The 17,923-nt window shown below is 52.0% G+C and carries 4 protein-coding genes; all 4 read right to left on the bottom strand.

What is annotated here, in order from left to right; all coding sequences use genetic code 11:
- Positions 1-137 precede the first annotated feature (137 nt).
- The 4 genes from BMZ54_RS32215 to BMZ54_RS32200 are packed head-to-tail and all read right to left on the bottom strand — an operon-like array spanning position 138 to position 17,919.
- A complete protein-coding gene (locus tag BMZ54_RS32215; protein WP_089921337.1) occupies positions 138-1,757 on the bottom strand; it encodes an MBL fold metallo-hydrolase in 1,620 nt (539 codons plus the stop codon).
- On the bottom strand, positions 1,726-2,466 hold the full coding sequence (locus BMZ54_RS32210) for a thioesterase II family protein (protein WP_089921334.1): 741 nt from the start codon (positions 2,464-2,466) through the stop codon (positions 1,726-1,728). The genes BMZ54_RS32215 and BMZ54_RS32210 overlap by 32 nt, the downstream gene beginning before the upstream one ends.
- 24 nt (positions 2,467-2,490) lie before the next feature.
- Positions 2,491-9,486 (bottom strand): non-ribosomal peptide synthetase, encoded by a 6,996-nt coding sequence (locus BMZ54_RS32205; protein WP_089921332.1) that lies wholly within the window; start codon positions 9,484-9,486, stop codon positions 2,491-2,493.
- 30 nt (positions 9,487-9,516) lie between these two features.
- A complete protein-coding gene (locus BMZ54_RS32200) occupies positions 9,517-17,919 on the bottom strand; it encodes a non-ribosomal peptide synthetase (RefSeq protein ID WP_089921330.1) in 8,403 nt (2,800 codons plus the stop codon).
- Between the last annotated feature and the right edge of the window lie 4 nt (positions 17,920-17,923).

Raw genomic sequence — 17,923 nt, 5'->3', positions numbered from 1 at the left:
TAAAAACATGTTTGTTAACGAAAAACATATTTTTATAATCATAATAATGTCCAGATCCGGACAGTTGCTTCAATTTGGAACACTTTCGGGGGAACATACTGCCCGCTGAAAAACTGCGGGCAGTATGCAGGTTATCATCATATAGTAACGGCTTCCCGTTCTTTGCTGTACAGCAGCTCTTTTTCGCCGTATAAACGTTCTGATACACGGCCTGCTTTACGGCAGTCTTCTATCAGCTTATTGGATGCAACAATGGGGTTGGATTCATCTGTGTATTGTATGCTGCTGATGAATTTAAGCCAGGGCTCCATACCCATTGCATATACGTATACTTCCTGCGGGTTAAAAACATCCACCAGCGCCTTTCCTCTTTCAAAATTAGAGCCTGCCAGCCGCCGGGAGCTATCTTTATCCCTTGGCAGCTCATCACTCAGCAAAGGCCCGTATAGCCATGTTAGTGGTGCGCCGTCGCATTCCATACCCAGGAACACAATATCTACATCGCCGGTCTCTTTCTGGATGTGCTCATACAGGCGAGGCTCTATATTACAAGAATCTGCTACGAACAACATTGAAAATTCGCCTACCTGCACATGATGGCACATTTTGCTTTGTATGTTCAGATCACAGTGCTCGCCCATGAACGGAATACCGGTAATGGTACAATCCCCGAAAACAATATTTTCCAGCTCGCCTATCTCCACTACATTCTTAAACCCGATGGCCTGGAACATCAGCTTCAGGCTGGGATCCTGCAGGGAGCCGGAACCGCCCCTGGGCACTACAATATTTTTGATCTTATGCCTTAAGGGCAGCAGCGTTTCAAATAATACATGGTCCTGGTGGTTATGCGTGATCAGCACATAATCTATCATATCCGGCAGGTCCACATCCGAGAAACGGTCTACCTCATGATGATAGCCATAATAGCTGATCAGCGGGTCTACCAGTATGCTTACATCCTTTGTTTCCACCAGTATGCAGGCATGGCCAAAGTAGCGCATACGGATCTTATCGCCTTCATATTTGCGGTAAGGCTGCGGCTCGGTTTCTGTAAAGAATGTATTGAACAGCTCCTGCTGGTCGGCCGGGATCTCTAACAGGTTAGTAATATATTCCAGCGTTTGCGGTGTTCTTTTCATCCGGGCCAGTTCGTCAATAGCGCGGCTTTTGAAGGGAAGGTTCAGATGCAGCACACCTGGTTCGTCCAGGCGCGGGGTGCTTAATACAAACGGCCGGTCGTCATTTTCCGTGATCCATAATGCAATGCTCTGGGAATCCGTATTGTAATAAGGGCTTTTATATAACAGCTGCTCAAATACGCGGTAGGTGGCATTGTTATTCAGGTCATACACCAGCTCTACATACCCCTTCAGCATATCGGGCACTTTTTCGTACAGGGTATCCAGTGAGTATCCGCGGGCGTTGGCCTTTAACATTTTGTCCAGCTCCTTCAATGCCTCCGACAAGGCTATCATAGGCGCCTGCTGCTGCATGGTATTATCACGCAGCTGCTTTACATCCTCTACCCTGCCGCCATTATAATCCATAAAGGGGCCGCCCAGCATTTTGGGGTTCTTGATGGCTGCTGCATGGATCTGCGGGGCCTGTATATAGGAGTTCATAATTTTCATATGCCTGCCGGTAATATTCATAGCAGCGGTGGCAGGTGAGATCAGGTGTGACCAGGCATACCATCTGTCAAACAGAGGTTCTATCACAACGTTAGGCTTGAGGTAAATTGGCTGTTTGTTCATTGTTTATGAATTTAAGCGTAAGCTGGTGAGTGATTAATTGCATGATATCTGAAGGAAAATCGAAAATAAAAAAGTGGTTTCCGGGTAACTGGCGCACCTCCACGGGAGCGGTTGTTTCCAGCTGCCAGGTCAGGGCATCTTCCCGGGTGGCTTTTTCACCGGTGCCTATTACAACGGTAATGGGTATATCCAGCGGCATATCAGGCTGGTGCCGGTAGGTTTCCACCACCTGGAAATCGGCCCGCAGTATAGGCTCAAAAAAGCGGGTCATATCCGGGTTGTCCAGTATTTCGTTATCAATACCGCCCATCTCTTTTATTTTGGCAAAAAAGGCATCTGTGGGCAGCAGGTAACGGATCTCGCCGCTTTTGTTGATAGTAGTAGGCCCGCCGGCGCCCGTCAGGAAAAGATGTAATGGCGGCGGCAGGCGTTTGCTTCTTATGATCTTTGCCAGCAGGAACGTAATAATGGTACCCATGCTATGCCCGTAAATGGCGTATGGCTCATGCAGGCGATGCTCTATTTGTTTGAACACATCCATTGCCATTTCGTGCGCATCTTTCAGCAAAGGCTCATGATAACGGGTGCCCCGCCCCGGCAGCTCCAATGGCTCTACCTGCAGCAACGGCGTGGCATTGGCCATATAGCTGCGGTACGCATACTTGCTGCCGCCGGCAAAAGGCAAACAGAACAAATTGATCTTTTTCATTATGGTCGTGGCTTATGTGACTTGTTAATCAAAGAAGGTATCCAGGTCTTCGGCGGATAAACCCTTGTAGCTGAAATCGCCGGGGGTAAGCGCTGTTTCGCTGCGGGTGCTGCAGGTTTGTATCAGCTGCTGTAAGGCGCTGCGGTAAGCATCGCAAAGCAGCTCCATTCTTGCAGCGCTGAACTGCCGCTGGTTATAGGCGATGGTAATGCGCAGCTGCCCTTCCGTTATTGCGCAGGAAATATCTATGTCATATTCCCGCGGACAGTCTTTATCCATGTGCTCTCCCCTGGGACCAGCGGCTATTTTAAAGAAAGTATCCTGCAGCAGGCCTTCCAGCTGTGTTGCATAACCAAAGCGGATCTGCGGTTCGGGGTAAGACTGTAAAGTTTTATTAAGCTGTTTTAATACACCATAGCCTAAGCCCTTTAACGGCGCCTTACGTAAAGATTCTTTAGTGTGCTTTACATGCTGCTGCACATCTTTTACAGCACCCGTATTTAAGAGCACTGGATAAGCGGTGGTAAAACAGCCGATCGTTCTGCTCACATCTGCTTTTTCATAAAAGGCTTCGCGGCCATGCCCCTGCAGGGCTACACATATCCGTTCCCTGCCGCACCAGTCTTTTAATGCAAGCCCCAGGGTTGCCAGCAGCACATCATTAAGCTCTGTGCGCAGCGTACGGTTCACGTTTGTGAACAGGCAGCCGGTATCTGCTGCATCCAGCTCAAAGTGAACGGCGGCAATGTCTTTTACATAGTTACCGGTGGCCTGCATTTCATATGTTATGGGAGCGGCGCCCGCTTCCAGCACCTGCTTCCAGTGACCGGCGGTTGCTGCCAGCTCAGTGCTTTGCGCGTACTGCTGCATCCGGGCAGCCCAGGTTTTATAGGCATCTGTTTTGGCCGGCAGCAAAGGCTCGCGGCCAGCAGCCAGGCCGCTGTACAATGTTCCCAGGTCTTCCAGGAGAATGCGCCAGGATGTTTCATCTATCACCAGGTGGTGTGCTGCTATCAGCAGGTAATCGCCCTCCTCCAGCCGGAACAGGGCCGTTTTTAACAAGGGTGCCTGCTCCAGCTGAATGCTTTCCTGTAACCCGTTCGCTGCAGCTTTCCATTCCGTCCGCCACTCTTTTTTATTCCGCAGGTCATACACCTCCGGCGCTGATGCGGCTACTGTGCTGCTAATGTGCTGCTGCACCGTACCTGCTGTTCTGCGGAATGTGGCCCGCAGCTGATCATGCTGTTCCAGCAGCCGGGTTAAACACTGGTGAATAACTGCTTCATCCCATCCTGCTGCGGCAAATAATAATACTGATTGATTGTAATGATCCGGCTTGTGGTAAGGCAGCTCAAAAAAGGCCGCCTGTGCCGGCGTTAAGGCACATTCCCCTGTTACCCGGCTGTTATCCGGCATTGCACCGGTATGTTGTACGCAGGCTACCCAGCCGCCTACTTCCGGGTTCTGAAAAATATCTTTTACATGCAGCTTTAACCCTTCTTTAAAAAGGGTGGCTACTATTTGTATGGCTTTAATGGAATCACCTCCAATGGCAAAAAAATTATCGTCCATATTCACCTGCTGCCGGTTCAGTACACGGGCGCTCACTTCCAGCACCAGGCGTTCTGTGGCATTGGCTGGCTGCCAGCCAGCGGCGGTGGTATTGGCAGTTACGGTTGCCGGATCGGGCAAGGCATCGCGGTTAATTTTCCCGTTTATGCTATAAGGCAGCGCTGCCAGCGGAATAATATGCTGCGGGATCATGAAATCCGGCAGGTGTTTGCGCAGATAGCTCCTTACCGTTCTTTCCTGCAGCGCTGCTGCACCGGTAAAGTAGGCGGCCAGCTGCACTTCGCCGTTGGACTGCGGGCGGCATACCACTACAGCGGCTGTAACATCCGGATGCTGCAGTAAATGCTGCTCAATTTCCCCGGGTTCTATACGGTAGCCTCTGATCTTCACCTGCAGGTCATTACGGCCCAGGAATTTCAGCTGCCCGTCCGGTGTCCAGCAGGCAAGGTCATTGGTGCGGTACATTTTATGACCTTCATTAAAAGGATCTGCTACAAAACGGGCCGCGGAAAGTGCTTCATTCTTCCAGTACCCGGCTGCCACGCCTTTGCCGCCAATATATAATTCTCCGTTCAGCCCTGCGGGTAACAGCTGGCCCTGCGCATCCAGCACATAAAAGCTGGTATTGGCCATGGGCTTGCCCACCGGCACAATGCCGGTTTCTTCTGTATGATCCGGCAGGCCTTCAAAAAAGCTGGAATCGATGGTTGCTTCCGTACAGCCGTAACTGTTAATAATGCGCATGCTGTTCCCGAAATGCTGCAGCAGCTTATTAAAATCGGTCCATCGGCATATATCGGAGCCCAGGATCAGCAGCTGCATATCCGGCAGGCCGCCGGGCTGCAACCCTACATATTCCATTAAGGGAAAAATAAGGCCCGGCGTAGATTCCAGGATGCTGATACGATGTTTTAACAGCAGCTGGTACAGCGCTTCCGGCTCCGTACGTACAGCCGCCGGGGTGATGATCATGGTACCGCCGTTAAGCAGGGCACGGCATACATCCCCGATAAAAACATCAAAAGAGATACTGGCCAGCTGCAGCAGGTTCACCCTAAAGGTATTCAGCCGGTAATCATCCCGCCAGCTCAACGCCATGTTAAACAGGTTATGATGGTGCACCAGCACCCCTTTGGGTAAACCGGTTGAGCCGGAAGTATAAATAATATAAGCGGGTGAACCCGGCGTTATCGGCGGCAAAGGTTTACCGGCTGCCGCTTCAGCAAACGCAGCGGGGTGCACGGTCTGCAATGAAAGCGCGCTGATGCCGGCCGGCGGCGTTACATCTGCCAGCAGTAATTTTATACCACTGTTCTCCACCAGGTACAACATGCGGTTCTCAGGGTACGCAGGGTCAACCGGTACATATACGCCACCGCATTTAAAAATAGCCAGCAGGCATATGATCATTTGTTCCGTACGTCCTACCATCATGCCTACACGATCACCGGGGTTTATGCCATATACATTTACCAGGCTGGCAGCCAGCCGGTCCGACTGCTGATCCAGCTCCCCGTAGCTTACGATTGTATCACCGGCAATTACTGCAGCAGCTTCCGGCTGCCGGGCAGCCTGCTCTGCAAACAGGTGCAGGATGGTTTTATTTTCAGGGTAATCCCTGCGGGTATCATTAAAGGTATGCAGGAGCTGATGTTTTTCTTCCTGTGAAAGATAGTCCAGCAACGCTACCCGCACATCCTGCTGCACCACACTTTCCACCAGCTGTGCAAAGTGCCGCAGCAGCTTATCCATACGCTGCCGGGTAAACAGGTCTGTATTATACTCCAGCTCTATGAACAGGCAGCCGTTCTCCTGCACAAAAGAAAAAGAAAGGTCAAACTTACTCATGCGGCTGCGGGTGTTATAGCCGCCCACCTGCATGTCTATATTTCCTTTTTCTATGTTGGTGCTGTCTCCTGTGGTTTCCTTGTCGTGCAGCACGGCCATTACGTCAAACACGGGAGAGCGGCGCACATCTCTTGCAAAGGTTAGCTCATCCACCAGCTGATCAAAAGGAAATGCCTGGTGCTCATAACAGTTCAGCAGGTTTTCGCGTACGGTGGCCAGCAGCGTTGAAAACTTTTCCCTGCCGTTGAAACGGGTGCGCAGGGCCAGTGTATTCACAAAAAAGCCCAGCTGATCTTCCAGGTCTTTATGTTCCCTTCCGGCTACAGGTGTGCCTATTACAATATCTTCCTGGCCGCTGTAACGGTATAACAACACGTTCAGCAATGCCAGTAACGACATAAAAAGGCTGGCCTGCTGCCGGCGCGCATATTCCTCAAAAGCTGCAGTGGGCGCAGCCGGGATCCATATACCGCAGGTGCTGCCGTTATAGGTTTTCAGCGCAGGCCGCGGGTAGTCTGTTGTTAGTTCCAGTACCGGCACACCATCTGCAAACTGCTGCTGCCAGAAGCGCTGATGAATAGCCATTTGTGTACCTGCCAGCTGATCGTTCTGCCACTGCGCGTAGTCTTTGTATTGTATTGGCAGGGGTTTGAACGGGTTTTCCCGGCCATTGGAAAATGCCTCATACATGGCCAGTATCTTATTCAGCAGCACACGCATGGTCCATGCATCGGAGATAATATGGTGCATGTTGAAGAAAAAGATATGGCGCTGCGCTGCGGTACGTATGAGCTTCATGCGGATCAGCGGCCCTTTTTCCAGGTCAAATACAAACATGGCTTCTGCATCTGCCAGCTGCCTCACCTTATCATCGCAGTCCGCTTCGGCGGAAAGATCCAGGCAGGCTATTTTAATGCCGGCCTGCTCCGGCGTATGGATCTTTTGCCAGGGTTCCCCGTTCTGCATTACAAAAACGGTGCGTAATATTTCATGCTGCTCCACCAGGGTGCTAAATGCCCGGTCAAAAGCCGCGCGGTTAAAATTACCGTCTATCACATACCCGCTCAGCATGTTGTAAGCCACCTGCTGCTCCTCGATCTGCGCCAGTGTCCACAGGCGCTTTTGTGCCCGGGAGCAGGGGTACAGCTCTTTTGCGGCCACCGGTTTTATTTCCTGGTAGCCGGTATAATCCGCTGCCTTAACCCTGGCTGCCAATGCTTCCAGCGTAGGCGCATCAAACAGGGTACGTAGGCCCAGCTGCACTCCCAGCTGCTTATAGATGGCCGACATTACTTTCATTGCTTTCAGTGAATGGCCACCCAGGTCAAAGAAGTTATCATTACGGCCTACTACCCCGCTGTTCAGCACATTTTTCCATATAATGGCCAGCGTATTCTCCAATGCATCTGCGGGCGCTATATAGGTTTCATGGTCTTTAATACGGTGCAGCGATGGGTCCGGGAAACGCAGCAGGTCTGCTTTGCCGTTGCTGTTCCTGGGTATTTCATCCAGCTTTACAAAACAGCCCGGTATCATATATGCAGGCAGCCTTTCCTGTAAAAAACTACGTATAGCTGCCGGCGTTAATGCTTCTCCTAGCTGCAGGTAAGCGGTCAGCATATCTGTGCCGTCTACCTGAGCCATTAATACAAATGCATTATCTATACCCCGCATCTGCATCAGCGCAGCCGCTATTTCTGCGGGTTCTATCCTGATGCCGTTCACCTTAAGCTGGTTATCTATGCGGCCCAGGCATTCCAGGTTACCATCGTCCCGCCAGCGTCCGCGGTCGCCGGTGCGGTAACATTTTTTACCGGGATAAAAAGGGTCAGGGATAAAACGGGCATCTGTAAGCTCCTCTTTAAAAAGATAACCATTGGTAATGCTATTGCCGCCGATGTAGATCTCACCGCGCATGCCGGGAGGCACCAATTGCAGATCATCATCCAGCAAATACACCCAGGTATTGTCAATGGGCCGGCCTATAATGTTCAGCTGTGTATCTGCACCGGTATACCTGTAAATTGTGGAAGAGGCAGTACCTTCCGAGCAGCCGTACAGGTTATACACCGCTGCGGTAAAATCATACTTCTTTTTTACCGGCTCCCCGCTTAATATAATATGCTGCAGGTGCTGCAGGCGGCTTATATCAGCCATTTCCATCAGCGCATCCAATGCAGAGGGTACAAACTGTATAACGGTGGCCTGTATACCTTCCAGCCAGTCCAGGTAAGCTTCAGGGTCCAGGATAATATCGTCATAGGGCCGCAGGTACACGGCGCCGCCGGTTACCGTAACCGGCAGCAGCAGCTCCGCCAGCGCATCTACAAAGGATAAAGCCGTTTTTTGCGGCAGCACAGCTGCCGGTGAAAGTGCAAAATAGTTCCGGAACCAGTGCAGCATATTCCATAAACAGGCGTGTGATATTGCTACTCCCTTGGGCTGGCCGGTTGAACCGGAGGTATAAATAATACAGGCGTTGGCGTTAGCTGCAGGCAAGCTGCTGTACACAGGGCCACTGCTGTTTACCAGCGACTGCAGCATTGCATTATCTATGCAGCTGATCCCCTGCCGGTCATTTGCGGCTATTAGCAGCATTGCCCTGCTGTCATCCATCATATACTGCAGCCGTTCTGCCGGCAGATCCATTGGCAATAATAAAAAGGCGGCGCCCGCGCTTAATACGCCGAATATGGCAGCCATTAACCCGGGGCCGGAGGGTAATTGTATTGCCACCACGGATTGCTCTCCGATGTTATAGCGGGTGTGCAGGTACTGCGCCAGCCGGCCGGACCAGCCATGCAGCTGCTCATAACTGCACACAGTATCATTCCAAAATACCGCAGGCGCCTGCGGTTTATCCGCTGCTTTTTCTGCAAACAATATATGTATGGGCGTTACACTGCTTTCATTTGCAGCTGCTCCGACATCGCGCAGCAGCCACGCGCGGCTGGCGGCGCTCAACAGGTCAGCCTCCTGTAACAGGCTGCCGGGGGCTTTTGCCAGCAGCTCCAATGCCTGTATAAAGCTGCCGGCTACCTGCTGCGGCCATGCAGCTGACTGTTGTGCATTGCTGCGGATCGTTAACACAGGCAGCTGCCCCTGCGCAGGATAATTAATATGCAGGCCATATGGCGCCGGTAAATGATGCCCGCCTGATGTAAGCGCAAACTGCCGCTGCTTTGTTTCCGCTGCTGCCTGGCCCAGCTGGGACAACTGCCAGGGCTGATGTTTAAAGGCCTGCAGCAGCTCTTCCCTGCAGGATAACAGCAAGGCGCTGAGGGGCGCAGCGGGATCAAAGCTCAGTCTTATAAATACTTCCTCTGCAGGCTGGTTTGCGGGATGCTGAAAGTTGGGCACAACGGCAGCCAGCTCCCGCTCGCCCCAATACTTATACACCACCATTGCCAATGCCGACAACAGGTAACAGTAAACCGCCGCAGGCGCATCTTTTGTACATGCAGCAGCAGCCTGCATTACATGGGCAGGCAGCGGCACCGTGCTCTCTGCCTGGGTGGCGGAGCTATGCAGGGGCAGGCACAATGGCAAGGGCGTGCTGAACTTATTTTTCCAGTATTTCTGAATGTGTATGCTTTTCATTTTCGGGTTTTCCTGTTAAGGCTAATCTGCCTAGAAAGAGAGTTTAAAATCCAGCCCGGTGCCTATAACATCCGTGGAAGCCTCCTCACAGCGGGCAGCGAGGTCCGTGAGAGAACATTCACTGTTTGCCAGCGCATCTGCAAGCAGGGATATAAAATTGTTGCATAAAGCTGCTATCCGTTCCTGCTTAAACAGGTCGGTATTATAACGCGCTTTCAAAGTGATCACGTCCGGCGTTTCCACGAAATAAAACGAGAGGTCAAATTTGCTGGCCGCAGTGCCCGTTTGCATGCCGGTAGCTACAATGCCATCCATGCCGGGTGTATCAGCGGTGCCCGGGGTTACCTGCTGCATCACCATCATGATATCAAATAAAGGTGACCGTGAGGGATCCCGCTTATATTCCAGGTCATCCAGCAGCCGGTCAAACGGATAGGCGGCATGCGCATAAGCGCCAATGGTTACTTTCTTAACGGCAGCCAGCAGCGCATCAAAGGACTGCGTTGCATCAAAGCGGAAACGCAGCGGCAGCGTATTGGCATACAGCCCTATCTGGTCTTCCAGGTCTTTATGATCACGGCCGGCAATGGGCGTACCTATGACCAGGTCTTCCTGCTCTGTTTCGTAATGCAGCAGCAGGCATAAACCAGATAACAGCGTCATAAAGAGCGTGGCGCCTGAAGCCGTAATTTTCTCCTGCAGCAGCCGGCGTAATTCCGGGGTCATGGCTACCGTATATTCATCACCGTTAAACGTGCGCACTGCCGGCCGGGGAAAGTCCAGGGGCAGATCCAGTACGGGTAAAGGCGCCTTCATCAGGTTTTTCCAGAAGCTTTGCAGGTTCTCCTCACCCTGTTTTGCCAGCAGCTTATGCTGCCATGCAGCATAGTCCTTATACTGAATGCGCAGCGGCGGCAGAGCAGCGCCGGCGCCTTTAACACCGGCGTTGTAATAGGCCAGCAGGTCCCGCATAAGAATATCTATGGACCATCCATCCGAGATAATATGATGCATGCAAAAAAGCATTACAAACTGCGCAGTATCCAGCTGCAGCACGCGGATGCGTAACAGCGGGCCTGCGGAGAGGTCAAATACAAGGCGCGTATTCGCATCCAGCTCCTCCTGTACCAATAGCTCCTTGTTTGCAGATGCACGGAGGTCTTTTACTTCCAGGGGCAAAGGAAAACTTTCCGGTGCATGCACCTGCTGGCGCGGCTCGCCGTTGTGTACCAGGAAAGTGGTGCGCAGTATTTCATGCCGGGCTAAAAGCTGCCGCAGCGCTGTTTCCAGGGCCGGTATATCCAGCGCGCCCCGGATCATATCTGCGCCGGAGGTGTTATACGCGATCAGCTCATCTTCCAGCTGGTCCATGATCCACAACCGCTGCTGTGCGTGCGACACTGCATAATGTTCCTGTAACGGCAAGGGCTCTACCGGCTCGTACCCGCTTGCGCTGCACTCACTTATGTGAGCTGCCAGCGCTGCGATGGTAGGCATATTAAAAATGGTGGCCAGGCCTACCACAGCATGCAGCTGTTTATAGATGCGTGTTACCACCTGGGTGGCTTTCAGCGAGTGGCCGCCCAGCTCAAAAAAGTCGTCATGAATACCTATGTTCTCTTTTTGCAGCACCTCCTCCCAGATCATAGCCAGCTCCCGCTCAATATCGCTGCGCGGCATTTCCTTTACAGTAGTGCTTTCCAGCACATTTCCCGCTAGCTGTAATAGTTTCCGTTTATGGATCTTGCCGCCGGCAGTAAGCGGCAATGCTTCCAGCTCCGTAAAGGATGCGGGGATCATAAATGCCGGCAGGCGGCTGCCAAGGTATTCGCGCAGCGCTTTCAGGTTCAGCGGGTGGCGCGGTACTACAAAGGCTGCCAGCGATCTTTCTTCTGTATCTGTTTCTTTTACCAGCACAGCTGCTTCGGCAATATCCGGGTGTGCGGTTAATGCTCCGGCTATTTCTCCCAGCTCAATACGGTAACCTCTTATCTTCACCTGATCGTCTGTACGGCCGGCCAGCACCAGCTGCCCTTCCTCATCATATTTACCAATATCACCGGTGCGGTAAATGCGCGTTACACCGTCAAACGGGGCGGTCATAAACCGTTGCTCCCTGCCGGCGGCATGCCCTATGTAACCTATAGCCAGGCAATCGCCCGCTGTACAGATCTCGCCCCAGCAGCCCTGCGGTAAAAGCTGCTGCTGCGCATCCAGTATATATACACGGGTATTGGCCACGGGCCTTCCTATACCGGCGTAGTTATTAGTTACCTGCGCCATAGTACAGCCAATGGTATTTTCCGTAGGGCCGTATTCGTTATAAATGCGCATATCCCGGTTAAAGGACTGCAGGGTGCTGATGTGGGAACGTTTCAGCTCTTCCCCGCCTACTATCACCTGCTGTATACCGGTATAATCCAGCGGCAGCAGGTTTAACAGTGATATATGTGTTGGCGTTAGCTTGATAGTATCTATTTCCAGGTTGGCCATAGCTGCAATTAAGCGGTCGTTCACCTCCGGCTGCCGGCAGATGTAGATCTGTTTTCCATTATACAGCGGGCAAAAGATGCTGGTAAGCGTAAGGTCAAAAGCAGTAGAGGTAAATAAGGCCATATTACCGCCGGTGTTGCCGGGAAAATAGGCCCGGCTTGCCCATAGTACATAATTGGAAATGCTGTTATGCGCAATGCAAACGCCTTTGGGATTACCCGTGGAACCGGAAGTATAAATGATATATGCCGGATGCTGTGGTGTAATGTTTGCCCGGAAATCATTTACCGGTAAAAGCTCCAGCGCATCCGCGCCCCACTGCTGTTTTTGCCGCCGGCCGGCTGCCGGTGCTGCGGCAGCGGTCTTATCCACCGTGAGCAGGGCATCATAACGGAAGCGCAGCAGCTCATTTTCAATAGTTCCTTTCTTACGCCCGCAATGTACGGCGGTAACAGCTTCCAGCTCAAAAGGCAGGTTATTCCAGAAAGCCCTGGGTACAAACAGCTCATTCGACCAGTCTGTTTTAGTGCGGTAACCTTTCCCGGCATTCTCCCTGCTAAAGGCCTGCAGGCTTTCTTCCAGCGCATCTCTCAGCTCTTCGTCCTGTATATCGCCAATGAAGATGTGTCCATTGGGCTTCAGCAGCGTAATGGCTTTCCGCAGCACATCGCGCAGGTAGTTAAAACCGTTAAAGCTCTGGATCACACTGTTAATAATAACCAGGTCAAAAGACGCTTCTGTTACCTGCGTAATCTCATGCGCCGCCAGGTGATGCAGGCTGATGTTGTTAAAGCCTTTTTCCGCTGCGGTACGGCGGGTATGTTCCAGGATGCGGGCGGAAAGGTCTACTCCGCAATAATGTGCTACCAGCGGCGCCACCCGGAACATCGTGATACCGGACGCGCATCCTATTTCAAGCACCCGGCTGGTTTTATTCAGCAAGGGGCTTACTTTGTGCAGCACATTATCCGCATATTCATCCATCTCCTGCCTGCTCAGCTTTTCACCGGTGTAGCTGGAAGCCCAGCCACCGCCTTCAATATCATCTGTTGCACCGGCGCCTACATAATCCCACAGCTCTTCTTTCATTAGCTCATTCAGCGCTTCCTTTTCCTCCAGCACCGTGCTGCTGTCCATACAAATAAAACTGTTCAGGCCAGGGCACGACCATTGCAGCTTGTTAGCTGCCGTAATGTATTTTTTAACCGTAATAAGCGTATGGGCGTTAGAATCTGTAATAATATACCGCAGCCTGCTTAAAGGGGACGCTGTATCCATAGGCAGAAAAGCGCCGCCAGCCTTCAGTATGCCCAGCATGGCCACTATGGTATGCCATGAATTATCCAGCAGCAGCGCCGCTGTAAAGGGCCGGCCTTCATGCTGGCGGTGCAGGAAAAATGCCAGCTTGCCGGCAGCTTCCTGCAGGGCGGCATAAGTATAATGTTCACTATCTGTAGTTACTGCGGGTAGTGCCGCATTTTGCTCAAACTGCGCGGCTATCAGCTCATGCAGCAAATGACCGGTGAATGAGGGAGCTGCAGTGCTGTTTACATCCTGTAACAGCCATTGTTTTTCAGCAGCGCTTAAATAATCCAGGCTGGATACCGGCGCCTGCGGCATGGCAGCCATCGCGGTTATTAATGCACCAAAATGCTGCAGCATGCGGGCCATGCGCGCCGCGCTGAAAAGGTCTGTATTATATTCCAGGTTGATGGAAAGGCCTTCCTGCGTTTCTGCGCAATGGAACAGCAGATCATACCGGCTTATGCCAGCCGCAGTATCATAGTTTCCGATCACCGCGTTATCCAGGTCAGTGTTCATGCCTTTGGGGCCGGTCACCACCTCACGGGTGTTATATAACACCAGGTTCACATCAAACAGCGGCGTACGGCTACGGTCACGTTCCTGCACCAGCTCATCCACCAGCATATCGTAAGGATAGATCTGGTGTTCATATGCATCCAGCACATGCTGCTTAACCTGTTCCAGTAAGGATTGAAAATTATCCGAACCATTAAAGCGGGTACGCAGCGCCAGCGTGTTCACATAAAAGCCGATCTGGTTTTCCAGGTCTTTATGGTCGCGCCCAGCCACCGGTGTGCCGATCACAATATCATCCTGCCCGGTATAACGGTATAACAACACATTCAGCGCTGCAATCAGCGACATAAACAGGCTGGCGCCATGCCGGCGGTTAAGCTCCTGCAGCGCGGCCATGGTGGCTTTATCAATGAACCAGCCGCAGTTGGCGCCATTATAGGTTTTTATTGCGGGGCGCGGATAGTCTGTGGCCAGCTCCAGCACAGGAATGCCATCTGCAAACTGCGCATGCCAGAAAGTGCGGTGCCGCTCCAGCCTTGCGCCTGTTAGCTGGTTATTATGCCAGGCGGCATAATCTTTATACTGGATCCTCAGCGGGGCTAATACCGGCGGGCGGTTGGCAGCAAAGGCATCATACAGCTCCATTACTTCGTTCACCAGCACCTCCATGGTCCAGCCGTCAGATATAATGTGATGGATGTGTAACAGGAAAATATACTGGCCGGTAACAGTGCGCAGCAGTTTCATACGCAGCAGCGGGCCCTTTTCCATATCAAATACATACCCTGCTTCCTGATCCGTTATCTTGCGGATGGCGGCATCTTCCAGCGGCGTAGCGGTAAGATCTTCAAAAAAGGCATCCTGCATATTTGCAACAGGGTGCACCTGCTGGTATAGTTCACCGCCTGCCAGTAAAAAAGTAGTTCTTAATATTTCATGCCGGGCTACCAGCGCCTGGAAAGCTTTTATAAAAGCAGCGGGCTGCAGACCGCTGTCCAGCACCTGCGCGCTTAAACGGTTATAGGCAGTTTGCTGTTTTGATACCTGGTCCTGCATCCACAGGCGCTGCTGCGCGTGCGACACGGCATAATAAGGCGCTTCCTGAACCGGTACTATATCGCTGTATTCATCTTTCTGCGCACCGTCAACAAAAACAGCCTGTGCGGCTATGGTGGGCTGGTCAAAGATAAAACGCAGCTCCATTTTCACATCCAGGTCATGATGCACGCGCGATACTACCTGCACGGCTTTCAATGAATGCCCGCCCAGGTCAAAAAAGTTATCGTTAATACCTACCTGCTCCCTTTCCAGCACCTCTTCCCATATTTTAACCAGCTGCTTTTCTGTTTCTGTACGCGGTGCTGCGTAGGGTACTTTAGCGGACCTGGTATATAGCTCAGGCACGGGCAGGGCCTGCCGGTCAAGCTTTCCGTTGGCCATACGCGGAAGCGCGGGCAGGTTTATAAAGTATGCAGGTATCATCCATGCCGGAAGATGGTTTGCGAGGAACGCCGTCAGCTGCGCTGTATCATAAGGCTGCTCAGCCACCAGGTAAGCGGCCAGTGTAATGCTCCCCTGCAGCCGGCAGCCGTTAACGGCAGCTGCTTTTATGCCGGGATACCCCATCAGGGCTGCTTCTATCTCACCGGGTTCAATGCGGTAACCACGGATCTTCAACTGCTGATCTTTTCTGCCCAGGAACATAAACGTATCATCAGGCAGGCGGCGGGCCAGGTCACCCGTGCGGTATAAGCGCTCACCCGGCATAAACGGATCTGCAATAAACTTCTGTGCGGTAAGCTCCGGCTGGTGCAGGTAGCCCGCGGCCAGTCCCGGGCCGCCTATACACAATTCACCGGCCATGCCAACCGGCAGCGGTGCACCATCTTCATCCAGCACATAGATCCGGCTGTTGGTAATGCCTTTCCCAATCACCGGCCGGGCGGCAAACTGCCGGATGTTTGCGCTTGTAACCCGGTGAAAAACGGTACCAATGGTTGTTTCCGTAGGGCCGTAATGGTTAAATATGGTTGCTTCGGGATAATGTTGTAAAAAGGTTTGTAATTCAGCAGGGCGAATAGCTTCTCCTCCCAGGATGATAAGACGCAGCTGCCGGGCAGCACCTGCCAGGAACGCCGCATCATACATCAGCATACTGAAATGTGTAGGTGTAAGCTTTAGAAAGCTCACCTGCTCCTGTTGCAGCTGCGTTATTACAGCAGCAGGATCAAAAATATCCGTGGTGCCGGGTATGCATAATTTTGCGCCTGCTGCCAGCGCCCCCCACAGGCTGGTATATCCCAGGTCAAATGCTGCAGATGCAGCCAGCAACGTACTATCGTTTGCGTTAATACTGCCTGCTGTTATCAGCCATTGCAGGTAATTAGCCAGTGAGCTATGTTTCACCATTACACCTTTGGGCAGGCCGGTAGAACCGGAGGTATAAATAACATAGGCAATATCCGCTTCACCGCCAACAAGCTCCGGCAGGCTGCCTGCATCGTCCGTTACCGGCATTTCAATATCCAGCGCAAACAGGCGGCCGCTGTAATACTCCTGTACAGTAAATAACCAGGTGCTTTCCGTTATTAATAATGGTACTGCAGCCTCCTGCAGCATATGGCGGATACGTGCAGCCGGAAACTCAGGTGCAATAGGCAGGTAAGCCGCGCCGGCCTTCATAATGGCCAGCATGGCTATCACCATTTTTTCAGAAGGTGCGCATAACAAAGCAACTATATCGCCTTTCTGTATATGACAGTCTGCCTGCAGCTTCCGGGCCAGCAGATCTGCCTGCCGGTTCAGCTCCTGGTAAGTTAATCTTATATCATTAAAAACAATGGCCGTATGCTCCGGCTGCAATGCAGCTTGTGCAGCAATCATTTCAACCACAGAAGCGGCTTTCACCGGCATTACTTCCGGCATAGTCAGGGGCGGCGTTACCGGTATGCAGGCAGGGCTGAGCGGGGCCTCATTGTTATGCAGCAGTATGTTTTCCAGCAAGGCGGTTAAATGACCGCTGAAGATGGATACGTTAGCAGCATTCCAGCAGGCAGTATCAAAATGCCAAAGCAGCCTGCCTGCATTTTCACCATCAGCAACGGTTAAACGCAGACGATGGCAGTCTGCAGGCGCATCCAGGCCAAGCAGCGATACCTGCAGCCGCGCGTTCCTGTAAACGGTACTCTGTTCCTGCACATATTCAAAAGCATATGGGAATAACGGCGTATCGCTCAACGGAGCATTGTAATAATCTTCCCAGCCAATAACATTGCTGATAGCAGTACCTGCCGCCTCCGACAATGCAGCGAAGCCGGCGCCCGGCAATACAGCCAGGCCAACCGGCAATACTTTCGCCAACGGGCCATTCACAGCCTTTAGCTGTTCGTATATCCTTTCGTGTTGTATATAACCGGTAGTAATAGTATCAGCACCAGAACAGGCGGACAATAACCAGGTATAGGCTGCAAACCATACATCCTGCACCAGTAGCTTATGGCGGTGTGCATATTCTTTTACTGCATTATATAAAGCAGCATTTATGCCGGATGAAACCGTATTATAATTGCCCGAAACCGCAACAGGATCACTTTCCAGTGAAACAGTCAGCTCCGGGCGGGGTTTATTCTCAGGCGCATTCCAGAAAGCTGCGGCCGCAGGATCTGCATTTTCCATCACCTGCTGCTGCCAGCTGATGTATTGATCATAAGACATTGGCGCCGCTGTTACCTGCTGACCGCTACAATCATCAAAAAGCTGCTGTAATAAGTTAAATAACGTGCTGCGGTCTGCCAGTTCAGCAGGAAATGTAATGCCTGCCAGCAAAGTATTTTCATCTATGCGGCTTGTGCGCAGCACTACCTTACCCGGGGCGCCCGTTGACACTGTGTTTATAAAACCGGCTGTGTCCCCGGGTGGTAATTGTTCTATGACGAGTGTGGGAATAGTATCCATCCGGTTATAACCTGCCAGCAAGGTTTCCAGGGCTGCTTCCAGCTGCTGCGCTGTGCAGGAGCCGTTTATTTTCACCGCCGCATAACTAAAAAGGCGGATGCCCTGCTGTTGTAATTGCCGGAATCTTTGTTGCTGGAATGACAGGGTGTTACGTTCAATTTGCATGGTC

Origin of the sequence: Chitinophaga rupis, from assembly GCF_900109685.1 — a bacterium.
GTDB lineage: Bacteria > Bacteroidota > Bacteroidia > Chitinophagales > Chitinophagaceae > Chitinophaga > Chitinophaga rupis.
This window is presented reverse-complemented; position numbering and strand designations above follow the sequence as displayed.

Coding starts and splice junctions, on each gene's coding strand:
- BMZ54_RS32215 (WP_089921337.1), bottom strand. CDS start 1,757: ATGAACAAACAGCCAATTTACCTCAAGCCTAACGTTGTGATAGAACCT.
- BMZ54_RS32210 (WP_089921334.1), bottom strand. CDS start 2,466: ATGAAAAAGATCAATTTGTTCTGTTTGCCTTTTGCCGGCGGCAGCAAG.
- BMZ54_RS32205 (WP_089921332.1), bottom strand. CDS start 9,486: ATGAAAAGCATACACATTCAGAAATACTGGAAAAATAAGTTCAGCACG.
- BMZ54_RS32200 (WP_089921330.1), bottom strand. CDS start 17,919: ATGCAAATTGAACGTAACACCCTGTCATTCCAGCAACAAAGATTCCGG.